The 16,705-nt window shown below is 35.1% G+C and carries 14 protein-coding genes; 7 read left to right on the top strand and 7 right to left on the bottom strand.

The window, feature by feature from the left end:
- Positions 1-6 precede the first annotated feature (6 nt).
- A complete protein-coding gene (locus QWZ06_RS05430; protein ID WP_290296267.1) occupies positions 7-720 on the top strand; it encodes a barstar family protein in 714 nt (237 codons plus the stop codon).
- A 75-nt stretch (positions 721-795) separates the two neighbouring features.
- Here QWZ06_RS05430 and QWZ06_RS05425 read toward each other — a convergent pair whose 3' ends face one another.
- The gene (locus QWZ06_RS05425) at positions 796-1,044 is read right to left on the bottom strand and encodes a NifU family protein (RefSeq protein WP_045500144.1); all 249 of its coding nucleotides are present in this window, start codon (positions 1,042-1,044) and stop codon (positions 796-798) included.
- 47 nt (positions 1,045-1,091) lie between these two features.
- Positions 1,092-2,198 (bottom strand): Mrp/NBP35 family ATP-binding protein, encoded by a 1,107-nt coding sequence (locus tag QWZ06_RS05420; RefSeq protein WP_290296266.1) that lies wholly within the window; start codon positions 2,196-2,198, stop codon positions 1,092-1,094.
- Positions 2,199-2,348: 150 nt separating this feature from the next.
- Here QWZ06_RS05420 and QWZ06_RS05415 point away from each other — a divergent pair, with 150 nt between their 5' ends.
- Complete coding sequence (locus tag QWZ06_RS05415) at positions 2,349-2,804, top strand: hypothetical protein (RefSeq protein ID WP_290296265.1); 456 nt, start codon at positions 2,349-2,351, stop codon at positions 2,802-2,804.
- A 261-nt stretch (positions 2,805-3,065) separates the two neighbouring features.
- Here QWZ06_RS05415 and QWZ06_RS05410 read toward each other — a convergent pair whose 3' ends face one another.
- Positions 3,066-5,408, bottom strand: coding sequence for a TonB-dependent receptor (locus QWZ06_RS05410; RefSeq protein WP_290296263.1), 2,343 nt, complete (start codon positions 5,406-5,408; stop codon positions 3,066-3,068).
- 304 nt (positions 5,409-5,712) lie between these two features.
- Between QWZ06_RS05410 and QWZ06_RS05405 the strand changes: the two genes are divergently transcribed.
- The gene (locus QWZ06_RS05405; RefSeq protein ID WP_290296262.1) at positions 5,713-6,549 is read left to right on the top strand and encodes an FN3 associated domain-containing protein; all 837 of its coding nucleotides are present in this window, start codon (positions 5,713-5,715) and stop codon (positions 6,547-6,549) included.
- Positions 6,550-6,640: 91 nt separating this feature from the next.
- Here the strand turns inward: QWZ06_RS05405 and QWZ06_RS05400 are convergent, their stop codons facing one another.
- Positions 6,641-7,366, bottom strand: coding sequence for a phytanoyl-CoA dioxygenase family protein (locus QWZ06_RS05400; RefSeq protein WP_290296260.1), 726 nt, complete (start codon positions 7,364-7,366; stop codon positions 6,641-6,643).
- 5 nt (positions 7,367-7,371) lie between these two features.
- Positions 7,372-8,622, bottom strand: a complete 1,251-nt coding sequence (locus tag QWZ06_RS05395) for a dicarboxylate/amino acid:cation symporter (protein ID WP_290296257.1) — start codon at positions 8,620-8,622, stop codon at positions 7,372-7,374.
- A 220-nt stretch (positions 8,623-8,842) separates the two neighbouring features.
- On the opposite strand from QWZ06_RS05395, the gene QWZ06_RS05390 reads away from it, so the two are divergent.
- The 4 genes from QWZ06_RS05390 (at position 8,843) to QWZ06_RS05375 (ending at position 14,752) form a co-directional block, all read left to right on the top strand.
- Complete coding sequence (locus tag QWZ06_RS05390) at positions 8,843-9,331, top strand: BON domain-containing protein (RefSeq protein ID WP_290296255.1); 489 nt, start codon at positions 8,843-8,845, stop codon at positions 9,329-9,331.
- Between the two features lie 10 nt (positions 9,332-9,341).
- Entirely contained in the window at positions 9,342-9,761 is a 420-nt protein-coding gene (locus QWZ06_RS05385; protein WP_290296254.1) for an SH3 domain-containing protein, read from the top strand.
- An 84-nt stretch (positions 9,762-9,845) separates the two neighbouring features.
- Entirely contained in the window at positions 9,846-12,551 is a 2,706-nt protein-coding gene (locus tag QWZ06_RS05380; RefSeq protein ID WP_290296252.1) for an outer membrane beta-barrel protein, read from the top strand.
- Between the two features lie 341 nt (positions 12,552-12,892).
- Positions 12,893-14,752 carry a CocE/NonD family hydrolase gene (locus tag QWZ06_RS05375; protein WP_290296251.1) on the top strand — a complete coding sequence of 620 codons (1,860 nt, stop codon included), beginning with the start codon at positions 12,893-12,895 and terminating at the stop codon, positions 14,750-14,752.
- 229 nt (positions 14,753-14,981) lie between these two features.
- Here the strand turns inward: QWZ06_RS05375 and QWZ06_RS05370 are convergent, their stop codons facing one another.
- Positions 14,982-15,593 carry an alpha-ketoglutarate-dependent dioxygenase AlkB family protein gene (locus QWZ06_RS05370; RefSeq protein ID WP_290296249.1) on the bottom strand — a complete coding sequence of 204 codons (612 nt, stop codon included), beginning with the start codon at positions 15,591-15,593 and terminating at the stop codon, positions 14,982-14,984.
- Positions 15,594-15,833: 240 nt separating this feature from the next.
- The gene (locus tag QWZ06_RS05365) at positions 15,834-16,676 is read right to left on the bottom strand and encodes a bifunctional helix-turn-helix domain-containing protein/methylated-DNA--[protein]-cysteine S-methyltransferase (RefSeq protein WP_290296248.1); all 843 of its coding nucleotides are present in this window, start codon (positions 16,674-16,676) and stop codon (positions 15,834-15,836) included.
- Positions 16,677-16,705: the final 29 nt, after the last annotated feature.

The raw sequence follows: 16,705 nt of genomic DNA, 5'->3' as shown, positions 1-16,705 counted from the left end.
ACCATAATGTTTGGATTTGCATTGGACACAGGTAATGATCCTGAAATTATTTTCTATATAGATGAGGTAGATTCTCTAGAAAGTAGAAAATCAAGATACGTTTACCGCAAAATTAAATTGATGAATGTTAGTGATACTACTAAAGCAAAACAAGAAATCAAACAATCAATTAAAAATAAAGAGAATAATGGATTTATTTATTCATTAGATTCGAATCAAAAAATTTTGCATGGAACATTCATTTCTAATTTCAGGATTGTAAGATGTGAAGAAAACGATTTAACAATAAATGGTGTAGTATGGAATGAATCTTTGGGCTATCAGAAAGCTTTGAAAATGTATATCAATAATGAAATCATTGAAAAAAATTTATGGAAAAAATTTCATAAAAAAGAACTACAGGGATGGCTTGGCTTTGCGCTTCACATCCAACAACCAGAAACGGATCGCCCAGACGTACGAATAGAACTTGACGGGAATTTATTTGATAACATAAATGGTTTTTATTGTGCAATTGGAGAAGCGGTTAATGGCCCAGGTGGATATTTTGGCAGAAACTTCAACGCATTAATTGATTGTTTTTATGGAGGTTTTGGAGTTCAATCAGTGACTGAAGTAAATTGGAAAAATCATAATAGAAGTAAAAGGCTCCTGAAAAGAGATTTTGAAATCATTATTGAAATCTTTAAAGAACGCAACGTAAACGTTCTCTTGGAATAAGATAAAACATTTTAACAACAAAAAAGACAGGCCTTATACAAAAGCCTGTCTTTTTATAATATCTCAGATAGAGTGTTATTCTACGTTTACTACCTTTTCAATTTCCGGCGCATGTTGTTTGATTGTATTTTCTACCCCTAATTTTAGAGTTGAAAAATTCAACGAGCATCCGGAACAGTTACCCAGAAGTTTTACAAAAACCTGATTATCCTTCACATCAATAAGCTCAATGTCACCACCATCTTTATTCAAAAACGGCCTGATGCTTTCCAGAGCTTCCATTACTCTTGTTACTGTATCTTCGTGCGTTATGTTTGTTTCCATATTTTTTCAGTTCAATTCGGTTTTTTCAATTTGATTGAAAGTTATTATTATTTTGCCTTTGGTGAGCAACCTGCCATTGTGGAGATCTTCACAGCTTCTGTTGGAGGAAGGCTTTTGTTTCTCTCTACAAGACTTTCTACCATTTTTCTTGCTGTTTCAGTATAGATCTCTGAAATTTTAGAATCTTCCTGAAGAGCAGCTGGTCTTCCTACATCTCCTGCCTCTCTGATACTTTGGATCAAAGGAATTTCTCCTAGTACCGGAATTCCAAGATCTTCTGCCAGATATTGTGCTCCTTGATTTCCAAAGATATAATATTTATTCTCAGGAAGTTCTTCCGGTGTAAAATACGCCATATTTTCGATTAATCCAAGAACCGGAATATTGATACTTTCCATCTGGAACATCGCAATACCTTTTCTTACGTCTGCTAAAGCAACGTGCTGAGGTGTACTTACAATAACTGCTCCTGTTACAGGTACTTCCTGGATAATAGATAAGTGAATATCACCTGTTCCCGGAGGAAGGTCAATTAATAAGAAATCCAACTCACCCCAAGCTGCATCTCTGATCATTTGATTTAATGCTTTTGAAGCCATTGGTCCTCTCCATACCACTGCCTGGTTGGCTCCGGAGAAATATCCTATTGAAAGCATTTTCACCCCATAATTCTCGATAGGCTTCATCATACTCTTTCCGTTCACTTCTACAGAAATTGGTTTTGCACCCTCTGTATCGAACATCGTAGGAACTGAAGGCCCGTAGATATCAGCATCCAACAATCCTACTTTAAAGCCCATTTTAGCTAACGTTACTGCCATATTTGCAGAAACTGTAGATTTTCCTACTCCTCCTTTACCAGAAGCAATAGCGATGATATTTTGAATTCCGGGAATTTGTTTTCCTTTAATCTGACTTTGCTGAATTTCACTAGGTTCCGGAGAAACGATTTTAAGTTTTAAATGAATGTCTTCTCCAAACTCACTAGCAAAAGCCTGCTTCATGGCAGCTTCCAGCTTTTTCTTTTCGTGCATTGCCGGTGAATGAGCCGTCATGTCAATATAAACATCATTACCCACAATCTGAAGATTATTCACCAAATCGTCTACTTCTATTTCTTTAAGGAATTCCTGAACCTTTTCTTTCGTCAACATATAAATATAAATTGTTTACAAATTTACGCTTTTTTTCGGTAATTTAGAATCAATAAAATCTATAATATCAGGTGATAAATCAGATCGTTAAAAATTTTGTTTATCCTCTTTTTTTATCATGAGATATCACCCGTCACCAAAGCAAAATCTATGGAAACTACCGCTTACCCATCCAAATATGCATTACCAAAAGAAATATTCAATGTAGGAAAAACCAGATTTAAATGGTATGATCTTGCTGAAGATCCCGCAAAAATTTCTTCATTGGATATTCAGAATGCTAAACTATGTGTTGAAAATGCATCTGAAAACTTTCAAAATATCGAAGATCTTGGATTTGTAATCATGCATCGATGTGGTGAAAATTATCTTCTTTTGGTTTGTACCTGGAGAAGTGAAAATGAATTATGGGAAAGCGTATATTATGACGGAACCGGAAAATTTGAGATCTGGGACAGAAATAAAACTCATCTTCCTACCTATTGCGTTTGGGAAATGGGTATTGTCAACCATGAATCTCAGGCATGGAAAAAGTATCTGGGAACAGAAAAAAGTGAAAGCGATAAGGAGGAATATCTTAATACCTTATTTGAAGGAGAGGTTTAAGAGTAAGGAAGCGGGAGGCTGGAAGCGGGAGGCTGGAAGCGGAAAGTTATTGAACTCGATCATATAAGTCATATTCTTTTTAATCAAATTTTACAATTCATACATTAACCACAATCAACAAACCGCAAATTATTCATAACTGAAAGCACTTTCCTCTTTCATCCACCTTCCAATCCTACTTATTAATTACAATCAAAAAACTTCCAACTCCCCATAACCTGACAGAACTTCTATCCTCCCTCTTCCAGCTTCCAGACTTACTTAATTCGCTCTATTTTTTTCATCAAACTTCACATTACGACTTGTTCCTTTCACCTTCTTATTTCCGAAAGTATAAGTCGCAGATACAGTAAGTCTTCTTGCATCATAGTAGTTATTGAAATAATGAGATCCTGTAGTATAATAAATCTCTCCTTTACTTCTTGACTGCTTAAAAATATCTGACACGATCACATTAAGCTGTAAGTTTTTATCCATCAGATTCATTTTTAATCCTGCTGTAAAATTCCCTACAAAATCCCAACGTATATTTCCCGAGTTGGAAGGTAAGCGGAACCAGTAATTGGCAATAAGTTGAACTGTTTTCCTTTCATTAATTGAGATATTATTCTGAATATCAAAATCATAACCATATCCTTTTTTAGAAGAAGCATCAGTAGTAAAAACACCCATATCCGTATAAGATAGATCTGCAGAATAATTGGTTTCCCAACGTTTGAAAAAAGTATCCGAATAGTTTATGGTAGCACCTATGCTGTTTTGGGTATAGTAATTGAAGAAAGTACTTGTTCTGCTTTCTCCGGACAGACTGGCCAATTGACCAAAACCTTCCAATGTTCTTTGAAAATAAAGCGTGGTTGATAATTTCCCTTTATAGACATGAGAAAATTCAAAATTATGATTAATAGAAGGCTGTAAAAAAGGATTTCCTGTAAAGTATGAGTTTACATTGATATACCAGCGATATGGATTAATCGCACGGAACCCTGGCCTGTTGATCCTTTTGGAATAATTAAGACTGAATGTATTGTTTTCATCACTTTTATAACTCACATAAGCAGTCGGGAAAAACTTGCCATAAGAATTTTCTGACTGCTGGCCGGAAGTAAGAGAGTGTCCATTCACCGTAGAATACTCATAGCGAAGCCCCACTTTTGCCGACCATTTTTCATTGAAGGATTTCTCAAGACTGAAATAAGCGGCATAATTTTTCTCATTATACTTAAATTCATTACTCTTCGAAACATCTGTTACATAGCTTCCATTCTCAAAGTTTTGGTAAAAGATGCTTGAATTATTATCAAAATTGGTAAATTTTATTCCAGCTTCTGTTTTGGCAAATTCATAAGGCAGGGTAAGATCTGCTTGTCCGGAATAAATTTTATAATCCACCATTGATGGAGATTTCACAACAAATTCATTTCCAGAGTTTTCTACCGTTGTAAAATCTATGGTCGTTTCAGGAAGATTGGAAAAATAATTTCCGGTAATACTCAATTTATTATCCTGTTTTCCAAACTTAAAGTCATAATAAGCACTTATTGTATGTTGTGCAGATTTCCCTCTATGTTCAGCATAAGTAGAAAGCGTATTGGTATACTGATCATTCTGAAAGTAATCTGAAGTATTCTCTATGTCCATATTGGAATGTCCAAATCCATAATCATAAATAAAACCTACATTTGATTTTCCATTGAGCTGATAATCGACACTCAGATTGGCTCCTAATACATCTCCAAAATCTTTCCTGTCATCATGGCTTTTAAGTCCTTCTGTTCCCGTTATCTTGTAGTTTTCAAAAGAATGTTTTTGGTATTTGCTTTGTCTCAACTTTAATGAGGAACGTAGTTTTTCATTTTGATAATTGATCGTTGCACTGTTTGAAAAACCAGAATAAGTCTGTTGTTGGAAGCTTGTGGTAAGACTTCCACTCCAACCAAGATTTTGATTTTTCTTCAGAACAATATTAATAAGACCACTATTCCCCTGGGCTTCATATTTAGCCGGAGGAGCGGTAATTACTTCTATCTTTTCTATATTTTCTGACCTTAAACTTTTAAGATAAGTAATAAGTTCGGTTGAAGAAAGATTGAGTATTCTATCATTAATCATAACCGATACCCCACTTTTTCCAACAATAGAAACTCCGGTATTTTCATCGATCTTTACTAACGGAGTGGTAGCCAGTGCATCTGCTCCATCCATTCCCTGAGAAGCCACAGAGTTGGTGACATTAAAAACCAATCTGTCCGCTTTTCTTTCAATCAGTTTTTTTCTGGCCGTAAGAGTTACTCCTTCAAGCTGTTTCTCTTTTTGAGGTTCAATGAAAAAGTCTTTTTTTACATCACCTTTAACAGTAACATTGATTTCCGATATTTCTGCTCCATCCTGTACCAATTTTATCCTGTAATTCCCGTCTTCAGAAAGTTTCAATGCATAATTTCCTTTTTCATCGGCAATAGCAGTCTGTTTTTTCTGATCCTTTATAGCTATAACTTCAACGTAAGAAGCTGCTTTTCCTGTTTGTGTAATCTTCCCTGCAATAGTTTGAGAAAAAAGAGCTGTGGGTAACAATATAACCGCTGAAAGTAATATCTTATTCATGTAATTTGATAATCATGGTTTTGTATAAGACACTTGAAATAAAGAGTTTATTACATTTAAAAAAAATAAAGGAAGCTGGGAGCTGGAAGAGAAAAGTTATTGAAGTCCGACTATAACTGGTATTTCTTTAACCGAATTTCTAAACTTGTGAAGCAATTACAATCAATAAACTGAAAGTTATTCATCGGCTAACAGCACTTCCAGCCTCCTCTCCCATCTTCTAGCCTGCTTTTTCTCAATTTCACTCACCCATTCTTCATATTTGGTACTGTACTTGATTTATACGCATTCATAATATCAGAACATGAAAAAAAGGCTGCTTGCATTGTCTTTATTGATAACCCAGATTATTAATGCACAAAATTCATCTCAACATACTAATTCTTTGATTGGAACCGAACATGATACATCTGCTATTCAGGAAAGTATTGCTTCTCCAACTATCAAAGCGGACAGAATCTTTGATTTTTCAACCAAAGTTGAAATCATTCCACAGAATCCAGGTGATAAAATCTATTATATGACCCTCGATGCCAATGATGCCAACCGAAAAAAGAAATTCACAACTTATAAAAAGCCCTTCGTCATCAGCAGAACAACACAAGTTCAAGCTTATACGGAAAGGAAAAGAGAAAAAAGCTCGATAGTAACAGCTCATTTCAATAGAAGACCCAATTATTGGGATATCACCACTCTTTCAAAAGTTGATCCTCAATATATAGGCACCGGAAGGTTCGCATTAATCGATGGAATCAGAGGGGATATAGATTGGAAAAAAGGGGATTGGCAAGGGTATCTGGGACAAAATTTTGAAGCCATACTAGATTTTCAATCCCCGCTTCAAATTACTCAAATTTCCTCCACTTATCTTCAGGACAACAAAGCCCACATCCTGCTGCCTAAAAAAGTAGAATACTATGCCTCTATGAATGCTAAAGATTTTATTCTTCTGGATACCATCGAAAATGATATTGATCCCAAAGATGAAAAAGTACAAACTAAAAATTTCATCACGGAAATTCTTCCTACCGAAGCAAGATATCTTAAAGTAAAAGCTTATTATGCGGGAAAACTTCCGGGATGGCACCAGAAAACAGGTGGCGAAACTTATATCTTTGTTGATGAAATCACTGTAAAATAGTAATGAAAGAGATGAAGGTTCATTCAAGATAGTTTACTTCAGCCTTTCAAGTCAAATATAAAGCCCTTCGAAAGTTCGAAGGGCTTTATATTTACCAATCCATCCTTTCTGCCCATTGCAGAACTTCCGGAAGCTCTATATCAGAAAATTCAATGTGAATGACTCTCCTCTTCTTTCCGTTCGTAGTTCGGTTTGAACCATGTAACGTAAGAGGTTTCATAAGCATCACGCCCCCCTTTTCTACTTTACAGATCTCTTCAGTTTCTACACTCCAGTCTATAGTTTCCGGTCTGTAGATTCCTTTAGCGTGAGATTTCGGAACCACTTTTAAAGCTCCGTTATTTTCATCCGTCTCATCAAGATGAATTCTTATTGTATAGATGTTTTCTAAAATATTCAATGGGGGCTGTACAGCAAACTGATTCTGTTTTGTAGTCCAGGGGCCGAAATTGGTTAATTCCAGCTTTTTATCCACGGAAATTGTCAGATCCTGATGGTAAGCAACATACCAATTAGAAGTTTCCGGCTTATCAAAATAGATACTCTTTACCACAAAAAATCGGTCGCCAAAAATTTCCTTGATGATCTTTTTGACATTATCATTAAAGATGAGGTCTTTAATTTCCGGAATTTCTTTTAAAAGCTGTCTTATGGCAAACAGGTCTTCGGATTTTCTAAAGTTCTCTTTTGAGGTATCTATATTCTCCAAAACACAAATTATTTGATCCACTTCTTCATTGGAGAATACTCTATTAATAATTGAAAAGCCATATTTTTCAATATGGCTTTTATAAGATTCTAAGTTTTTTAAACTCATATTTTCTAAACTTTGTCTAACGGTTCGGTTAATTGTCCTTCCCACTTCGATACTGCAGAGGTAGCCAGGGTATTTCCTAATACGTTGGTCATACTTCTTCCCATATCACAGAAGTGGTCAATTGGTAAGATTAATGCAATTCCTTCCGGAGGAATTCCGAACATTGAACAAGTTGCTACAATAATTACCAAAGAAGCTCTTGGAACTCCGGCAATCCCTTTTGAAGTAAGCATTAATACTAAAAGCATTGTAATTTGCTGCCCAATTGTCATTTCTACCCCATAAATCTGTGCAATAAAAATTGATGCAAAAGTCATATACATCATACTTCCATCCAGGTTAAAAGAATATCCTAAAGGAAGAATGAAAGAGACAACTCTGCTGTTACATCCGAATTTTTCAAGCTCTTCTACCAATTTCGGGAATACCGCTTCTGAACTGGTGGTGGAGAATGCGATCAATAATGGCTCTTTGATTCTTTTTAACAAATCAAATAGTCTGTTTCCTAAAATAAAATATCCTACCAATAAAAGAACCAGCCAAAGTACACCCAATGCGAAGAAGAAGTCTCTCAAATAAATGGCATATACTTTAAAGATTTCAAAACCATTAGTCGCTACTACAGCAGCAATGGCTCCCAATACTCCCAGAGGAGCAAACCACATGATATATCCTACCATTTTAAGAATACCATGAGCCATGATATCAAAAAGTTTTACTACTGGCTTAGAATATTCTTCTCCTAAATTCGCCAGAGCAACTCCGAACATAATAGCAAATACTACAATCTGCAATACTTCATTGGTTGCAAAGGCTTCAAATAAACTTTTAGGAATCATATGCTTTACAAAATCTTCTAATGAAAAACTTTTACTGCTTTTCAAAAGATCTTCCGCTGAAGCAACGTCCTGAACAGGTAATTTAGTTACGTGTCCCGGCTCAAGCCAGTTCACAAGTATTAGCCCGATAAAAAGAGAAACCAAAGAAGCGGAGACAAACCAAAGCATTGCTTTTGTTCCTACTCTTCCGATCATTTTGATATCACTCATTTTGGCAATTCCCACCACAAGTGTAGTAAAAACCAAAGGCGCAATAATCATCTGTACCAACCTGATGAAAACAGTTCCTAATAATTTAATATTCTTGGAAAATGGTTCTGCACTTTCCGGATATTGCACGTGTACAATTCCTCCAATTCCTACTCCCAGGATAAGTGCGATGATAATTGCTATAAAAAGTTTATTCTGTCCTTTCATATATATAGTTCAATTTGCGCAAATATAATGGTTTTTGAATTGGCAGAATATTTTATTCTAATCACGTTAAGGCCATATTAAGTTTCTGAAACATAAAAATTAAATCTCTGGTTCCGAAAATATTGTAAAAAATTTAAGAAACATTTATTGAATTTTTATTCTTTTGGTACAAATTTTATTATTACATTTGATTGTATAACAACATTAATAAATATACAATATGAAAAAAACTATCGCAATGGCTGCATTAGCTGTAGCTGTATCTTTCGGGGCAGTTTCTTGCAAAAAGAAAGTTTCTGATGCCGATCTTCAGACTCAGGCTACCACTGTAGTAACTTCTAATCCCAATGCTTCTGTTGAAGTAAAAGAAGGTGTGGCTCACTTAAGCGGAACTTTCGCGGATCAACAATCTAAGGATGCTATGATTGCACAATTAAAGGCAATTAAAGGAGTAAAAGATGTAATGGATATGTCTAAAGTAGAAGTTACTCCTGCACCTGCACCTGTTGAAACTAAATCTGCTGTAGATCCTGCTGTTCAGAAAAAAGTTCAGGATGCAGTAAAAGATTTCCCTACAGTAAAAGTAGAAGTAATCAATGACGAGCTTACCCTTACAGGAAATGTTTCTAAGGAACAAGCTAAGAAAATTAAGCAGTCTGTAGATGCTTTAAAAGTAGGTAAAGTTAAGTTCAACTACACAGTAAAATAATTAAATTAAGATGAGTACATTACAAGATAAATATTCAAGCGTAGTTTCAGCGGCTCAATCTGCTGGGATTTCAAATCTACAAGTTCAGGAACAAGACGGAATTTTATATGTTTCCGGAGATGCTTCTAATACAGCAGCAAAAGATGCAGTATGGAATGCTTTAGGAGCTATTGATTCTACTTACTCTGCTTCAGATATCAATATTGATGTACAAGTTGCAGGTCTTACTTCAGGTGCTTCACTTACTGTAGCTACAGATGAGTCTAATCTGAATATCAGACAAGAACCTTCTACGGAAGCTGCTGTAGTAGGGAAAGCTGCAAAAGGTTCTGCAGTAACTTTAATTGAGCAAACTTCTGATGACTGGTGGAAAGTAAAAACTGCCGATGGTCAGGAAGGATATGCATACTCAAGATATTTGAGAGCATAATTTCATAAAAAAATAATTTGAAATATTCTTAATGAACATCCCTATATTGGGATGTTTTTTTATTTTTACGTTTTGGAAAGCTCAATGAAGAAAATCTTATTATTATTGTTTTTGATATGCAATGTCCTGATTGTATATTCCCAAAGACTATATATTGACGGAAAAGTATCCGATCCGGAAAAAAAACCTGTAGAAGATGCTACTGTATATCTGCTTAAAGCAAAAGATTCGTCGATCATCAATTATACATCAAGTAATAAAGAAGGTAAATTTTCATTACAGACTGATGAGGTCAATGAGGCTTCTTTTCTAAAAATAGACACCGAAAAACTCTCCTATTCAAAGGCACTTGAAAAAATTAATAAGTCATTATCGCTTGGTGATATAGAACTTGAAAAAAAGAAAGTGATCACAATTGATGAGGTAAAGATCACTGTTTCTCCGGTGAAAATAAAAAATGACACTATAGAATTTAATGCTTCTGCTCTTAAAGTACGCCCAGACAGCCAAATTGATGAACTCTTGAAACAAATTCCGGGTGTAGAGATTGGTAATGATGGGAAAATAACCGTCAATGGAAAAGCTGTAGACCAGATTATGGTGAATGGAAAACCATTCTTTGATAAAGAAGGAAAGACGGCATTACAAAATTTACCGGCAGATATTATTAAAAACATCCAATTTACCACGACTAAGACTAAAGAAGAAGAACTTAGTAAAAGAGCTCCAAAATCTCAAAATACCACGATTAATTTCAATATTGACGAAAAGAAAAATAAAGGTTTAATTTCCAAAATATTGGCAGGTTATGGTTCAGACAAACGATATGAAGGGAATACATTCTTAAATTATTTTAAAGGAGATACCAAAATCAGTGTTTTAGCGTCTGCCAATAACATCAATTCAAAGAGCAGTTCCGGAGACCAGATCTTTGATACAATGGGACGTTCAAGTGGAGGGCAAGGAGGTGGAATTCAAAAGTTCAGCAGCTTTGGACTAAATTATAATGACAAATTTGGAAAGGATGCCAATCTTGAAAACCTCAGCTTACAATACACAAATTCTGATAACGAAACCCGTTCTAAAGCCTCAAAGACGACACTTCTCCCCGATTTCACGCTCAAAACAGATTCTGAGAGCCGTAATGAAAATGAATCAAAACAATATAATTTTAACAGTTCAGTAGGAATAAAACTGGATTCGTTGACCAATATTTATATAGCTCCTTCATTTTCAAAATCAGAAACATTGAGTACAGGGCAATCTACCTCTTCAACATTAAGGGATGATAAGCTCCTGAATGAAAGTAAAAACATTACTCGAACCAAAGGAGAAAGCAATAGTTTCAGCCCTAATATTAATTTTTTCAAAAATTTCAAGAAAAAGAACAGATCGATCATGGCCATGATCAATACTACTATTTCTGAATCGAATAATGACAATATCAATCAGTCACTGAATACATTTTATAAGGACTCCGATATGACCACTGATAACCGTAATCAGCTACAGAAAACCCGTTCTCAGGATAATAACTATAGTTTTATGGCAAAATATACTGAACCTATTTCAGATTCTGCCACAATAGGCATCACCCTGCAGTACAACTCAAAATTATCAAAGGACATTAAGGATTTCAATGATTTTGATCCTGTTACAGGGCAGTATTCTCAATATAACAGTCGCCTCTCCAACAGTATGGATCAAAGAATGAATCAGTTTTCTCCTGAACTATCCTACTATCTTTATAAAAAGAAATTCGGTTTCTGGGCCACTGTCAATGCTGATATTTCGGATATGAATGTCAATTCTGTCTTTGATGGAAAGCTGTATAATTTCCAGAAAAGCTTTGTACTTCCTAAGTACTCAACCAATTTCAGATATTCTTTTGCTGATCGCCAAACATTAACTATCTCCAACTCCTCCAGCTTCACGATTCCTGATGCCGGAAAGCTCATTCCTTTTAAGGATGAATCCAATCCTCTTATTACTAATACCGGAAATCCGGACCTTAAAAATACATGGACAAACGAATCCAATATTGCTTTCAATAGTTATAATATGGTGAAGAACCTCAATTATTATGTTATGGTTGGATTTACCTATAGAAATAATGATGTGATCAATTATTCCAAATACGATAATTCCGGAAGGCAAATTATCACTTACAGCAATATCAGTGGAAATAAAAACCTCAGTTTCAGTTTTGGCTTGACAAAAACTTTTAAATGGAATGATCATAAACTCAGAATTGCTCCAAGGTTCGGGATGAATTATAATTATAATAATGGATTTATCAATGGCGAGCAATTCAAAAGCAGAGCCTATAACTTCAATCCGGGGCTTAATCTGAATTATGAAATTAAAGATATATTTACCATAAAACCATCCTATAGCCTTGGATATAGCTTTTCAAACTATACCAACTATAATGTGAATACAGTAAATACCACCACTCAATCTTTAAGGGTTGAAATGACTAATTATCTGTTTCAAAAAGCGTTTTTCATAGGAAATGATTTTTCTTACAACACCAATTCGAATATTGCTCCCGGATTTAAAAAGGATTTCTATTTCTGGAATGCCAGCCTGGGATATTCATTCTATAATAAACAGCTGACAGCAAAAATAAAGGTCTATGATGTCCTGAATCAAAATCAAAGTGTAAAAAGAACCATCACCGATTCTTATTTTGAAGACCGCGAAGATCTGATCTTGAAACGCTATATCATGTTTTCTCTGAGTATGAAACTGAATAAATTTGCAGGCAAAAAATCGAAAAAAAAATAAACACTGGATTTTTATAAATCGCCGGAAATGTTCCGGCTTTTTTTAATTTCAACCTCAAAAATCACAATTTTTTTTGAACATTTAAGTTATTTCTTAAGCTCCTACTAACCATTTGAAAAGTACACTTAAGTTTCTGAAAATCTTCGATTTTTAACAATACCTCATTTGAATTCTCGACAGGGTAGTTCCATATATTACCATCCTCTGAATTACAAAACTTCCTATTACAAATTCCACAATAAACGGTAAAAAATAAAAACAAATCCATTTTTTAAGGAAGATTCATCTGAGAAAATGCTCTGAAAGTATTTTTATTTCTAAATTAGCCACAAATTTTACTTATGAAGACCCATATTTCAGTTTTATTCATTCTTCTTTTCGTTTTTGGAAAAGCGCAGAAGGCAGAACAAAAAGACAATTTCGTTAAAGATAATTTTACCAAGAAAGAATTTTATATTACAATGCGTGATGGTGTCAAGCTTTTTACGGCAGTATATATTCCCAAGGATATTTCAAATAAGAACAAATATCCGTTTCTTATGCAAAGAACCTGCTACAGCATTGCTCCTTATGGTGAAAATGAATATAAAACAAAAGTGGGGCCTAACACCTACCTGATGAAAGACAAATATATTTTCGTCTATCAGGATGTTCGTGGAAGATATATGAGTGAAGGAACTTTCACCAATATGACTCCGCAGGTAGAACGTAAAACGAAAAAAGATGTTGACGAAAGCACAGATACCTACGATACCATCGACTGGCTTTTGAAAAACGTTAAAGATAACAATGGTAAAGTAGGACAATTTGGGACTTCTTATCCTGGATTTTACACTGCTGTAGGAACATTAGCACAGCACCCGGCATTGGTAGCTTCTTCACCACAAGCACCGATTTCCGATTTCTGGAATGATGATTTTCTTCACAATGGAAGATTCATGCTAGGATATTTCAGAACGTTTCCTGTTTTTGGAGTTCAAAAAACAAAACCGGAACAAAAAGCATGGTACATGGATTCCTTCGTGAAACAAACTTCTGAAGATGGTTTAAAGTTTTACAGAGATATGGGGACTCTTAAAGATGGTTATGAAAAATATTATAAGGATAATTTCTTTATGACGGAAATTATGAATCATACCAACTATGATGAATTCTGGCAAAAGAGAGGTCTTCTTCCTCACCTGAAAAACATCAATCATGCAGTAATGACTGTTGGGGGTTGGTTTGATGCGGAGGATCTTTCAGGACCTTTAAATATTTATAAAACGATAGAAAAAACAAGCCCAAAAGCTAAAAATACAATTGTAATGGGGCCATTTTCCCACGGTGGCTGGTCTCAGGAACAAGGGAAACACTTCCACAGTGAAACTTATTTTGGAGATAGCATTGCCACGTACTACCAGAAAAATGTAGAAACAAAATTCTTTAGCCATTACCTGAAAGGAAATACCAAAGAAGATGCAGGACTTCCTGAAGCTCTAATGTATGACACAGGATCAAAGCAATGGAAAGAATTTGCTTCTTACCCTCCTAAAAATGCTCAGAAAGTAAATTTCTACCTGTCTGATAAAACATTAAAGAAAACCTCAGGACAAGGATATTCTGAATATTACAGTGATCCAAACAATCCGGTTTTAAGTTCAGATCATTTAAAAGATTTCAATGGGTTTACACCAAAAAATTATATGTCGGAAGACCAGAGATTTGCTGTTGGAAGACCTGATGTATTAACATTTACAACAGATGTACTGACAGAAGATATGGCCTTCGCTGGAGAGATTATGGCTAAACTTAATATTTCTTCATCTTCTACAGATGCTGATTTTGCTGTAAAATTAATTGATGTATATCCCGAAGATTTTAAACCGACTGAAAAGAAAGACGGTGTGATCTATGGAAATTACCATCAAATGGTAAGAAGCGAAATTATGCCCGCGAGATTCAGAAATACTAAAGAAAAAGGAGAAGCATTAGTTCCTGATCAGAAAACGGCGGTCAACTTCAGGCTTCAGGATGTGGTTCATACTTTCAAAAAAGGACATAAAATCCAGATTCAGATCAGTAGCACATGGTTCCCGCTTTTTGCACTGAATCCTCAGAAGTTTATGGATAATCCGAATTTTGCTTCTAAGGAGGATTATACCAAAGCATTTATTAAAGTCTACGGTGACAGTTCTATTGAAGCTGATGTATTGCAATAAATTGAAAAAGCTGTTCGAATGAACAGCTTTTTTGTTTTTTATCTCTTGCAGGATTGAATTGGTAACACAGCCTTGTCAAGGTTCACTTGATTAAAGATAAAATTTAAAAATAATTAAAAATGCGGCTCAAATGAGAAGTTTTTTTGTTTTATGCTCGCGCGGATTAAGCGGATTTTGCAGATGATTACGTTATAAATCTGTGTGATCAGCTCAATCTGCAAGAGTTTTTCTATTCTTCAATCGTTCTGAACGTAAGATTTACTCTTGGAGTTTTCACTTTGGTAGTAGGTGGAAGCCTGTGAAGCCAGTTTTCCTGGGTTGTTCCTTTCATGATGAGCAAACTCCCCCTTTCCAGGAATATTTCAACCTTTTCTTTTGTTGTTTTATGCTTAAATAAAAATTTTCTTTCCGCACCGAAAGTCAGGGAAGCGATGGCTCCATGCTTTTTCAGATCGGTTTCGCCATCACTGTGATACGCCATTCCCTCACTTCCATCATGATATAAATTAAGCAGACAGGAATTGTAGGTTTCTCCTGAAACTTCCTCACATTTTTGTTTTAATTTCAACAATTCAGGAGTCCAGGGCTTAGCATATTTTGTTCTGTTGGAATAGGTATATTCAAAAGCTTTTTCGCCAAACCAGGCTACCTTTCTTTTGGTAAGAATTAATTTTCCAAAGACCATCGCCTCATCATGTTCCCAGGGAATCTGATTGAAAAGATAATCATAGTAGATATCAGACTCTTCTTTTGAAAAGACTTTTCCATAGTATAAGACCGTTCCGTCATTGGGTAATAAGCTTAAAGGATAATCTGGTGTTTCATCAAACAGGCTGAGCATTGTTTTTGTTTTTTACTAATACAAATTACGTAATGTTTTTGAAAATGTGGTTTAGTCTAAGGCCACCCCGTCAAAAATTCTTTGAATTTTCGCTACCTCTCCAAAGGATGGGAATGTTTACATCTTCAACTGAGGTTATAGTAAAAGTCAGAGATTTCCAAGGGTTTTAGTGAACTTCTCAGCAAGTTAGTAGTAACTTAAGTGTCTAAAAAACTTTTGTGACTTTTGTGGTTTAAATCTTTACGAATAAAGCTGTGAGCTTTCCCAGCCCACAATCATCTGTTTTCTATCACTTCCCCATCGGTAACCGCCAAGATGTCCGGTAGACTGAATAACACGGTGACAAGGGATGAGAAATGCCACAGGGTTACTGCCAATTGCCGTTCCAACAGCTCTTGAGGCTTTAGGGTTTCCTATTTTTTCTGCAAGACTGCCATAAGTAGACAGTTTTCCCATTGGAATAGTCAATAAGCTTTCCCAAACCTTCAACTGGAAATCAGTACCTTTTAAGTGAAGTTTAATGGTATTGAGCTTTGTCCAGTCTTTATCGAATATGGACAATGCATTTTTCTGAAGAGTGTCCTGTTTTTCAAAAAAAGAAGCATTAGGAAATTTATGCTGTAAATTCCCTAATGCTGTTTCTTTATCATTTTCAAAAGCCATATAGCAGATTCCTTTTTCTGTAGAAGCTACCAGGATATTTCCAAACGGACTTTCTGAAAAACTATAATTAATAGCAAGGCTTTTTCCCCCGTTTTTATATTCGGCCGGAGACATTCCTTCTATTTTCACAAACAGATCATGCAATCTGCTTGTACTGGAAAGTCCCGTTTCATAAGCGGTATCAAAAATACTTGCCTTTTCTTCCTTCAATAAATTTTTAGCATGTTCAAGGCTAATGAACTGTAAAAATTTTTTCGGACTTGTTCCTGCCCAATCGGTGAAGATCTTCTGAAAATGAGCTGGACTCAAGTGAATATTCTCTGCCACTTCCTCCAAACTTGGCTGAAGTCTGAAATTGCTTTGGATATAGTCTATCGCTTTAGCAATTCTATTGTAATCTATTTGACTTTGTGTGGACATTTTGTATTATTTTTACCTCACAAATTTCC

Source organism: Chryseobacterium tructae, assembly GCF_030409875.1.
GTDB lineage: Bacteria > Bacteroidota > Bacteroidia > Flavobacteriales > Weeksellaceae > Chryseobacterium > Chryseobacterium tructae.
This window is presented reverse-complemented; position numbering and strand designations above follow the sequence as displayed.

Bases quoted from the DNA above. Each gene is read 5' to 3' on its own strand.
- QWZ06_RS05390 (WP_290296255.1), top strand. From the start codon at position 8,843: ATGAAAAAAACTATCGCAATGGCTGCATTAGCTGTAGCTGTATCTTTC.
- QWZ06_RS05370 (WP_290296249.1), bottom strand. From the start codon at position 15,593: ATGCTCAGCCTGTTTGATGAAACACCAGATTATCCTTTAAGCTTATTA.
- QWZ06_RS05425 (WP_045500144.1), bottom strand. From the start codon at position 1,044: ATGGAAACAAACATAACGCACGAAGATACAGTAACAAGAGTAATGGAA.
- QWZ06_RS05375 (WP_290296251.1), top strand. From the start codon at position 12,893: ATGAAGACCCATATTTCAGTTTTATTCATTCTTCTTTTCGTTTTTGGA.
- QWZ06_RS05380 (WP_290296252.1), top strand. From the start codon at position 9,846: ATGAAGAAAATCTTATTATTATTGTTTTTGATATGCAATGTCCTGATT.
- QWZ06_RS05395 (WP_290296257.1), bottom strand. From the start codon at position 8,622: ATGAAAGGACAGAATAAACTTTTTATAGCAATTATCATCGCACTTATC.
- QWZ06_RS05430 (WP_290296267.1), top strand. From the start codon at position 7: ATGTTTGGATTTGCATTGGACACAGGTAATGATCCTGAAATTATTTTC.
- QWZ06_RS05405 (WP_290296262.1), top strand. From the start codon at position 5,713: ATGAAAAAAAGGCTGCTTGCATTGTCTTTATTGATAACCCAGATTATT.
- QWZ06_RS05400 (WP_290296260.1), bottom strand. From the start codon at position 7,366: ATGAGTTTAAAAAACTTAGAATCTTATAAAAGCCATATTGAAAAATAT.
- QWZ06_RS05420 (WP_290296266.1), bottom strand. From the start codon at position 2,198: ATGTTGACGAAAGAAAAGGTTCAGGAATTCCTTAAAGAAATAGAAGTA.
- QWZ06_RS05365 (WP_290296248.1), bottom strand. From the start codon at position 16,676: ATGTCCACACAAAGTCAAATAGATTACAATAGAATTGCTAAAGCGATA.
- QWZ06_RS05410 (WP_290296263.1), bottom strand. From the start codon at position 5,408: ATGAATAAGATATTACTTTCAGCGGTTATATTGTTACCCACAGCTCTT.
- QWZ06_RS05415 (WP_290296265.1), top strand. From the start codon at position 2,349: ATGGAAACTACCGCTTACCCATCCAAATATGCATTACCAAAAGAAATA.
- QWZ06_RS05385 (WP_290296254.1), top strand. From the start codon at position 9,342: ATGAGTACATTACAAGATAAATATTCAAGCGTAGTTTCAGCGGCTCAA.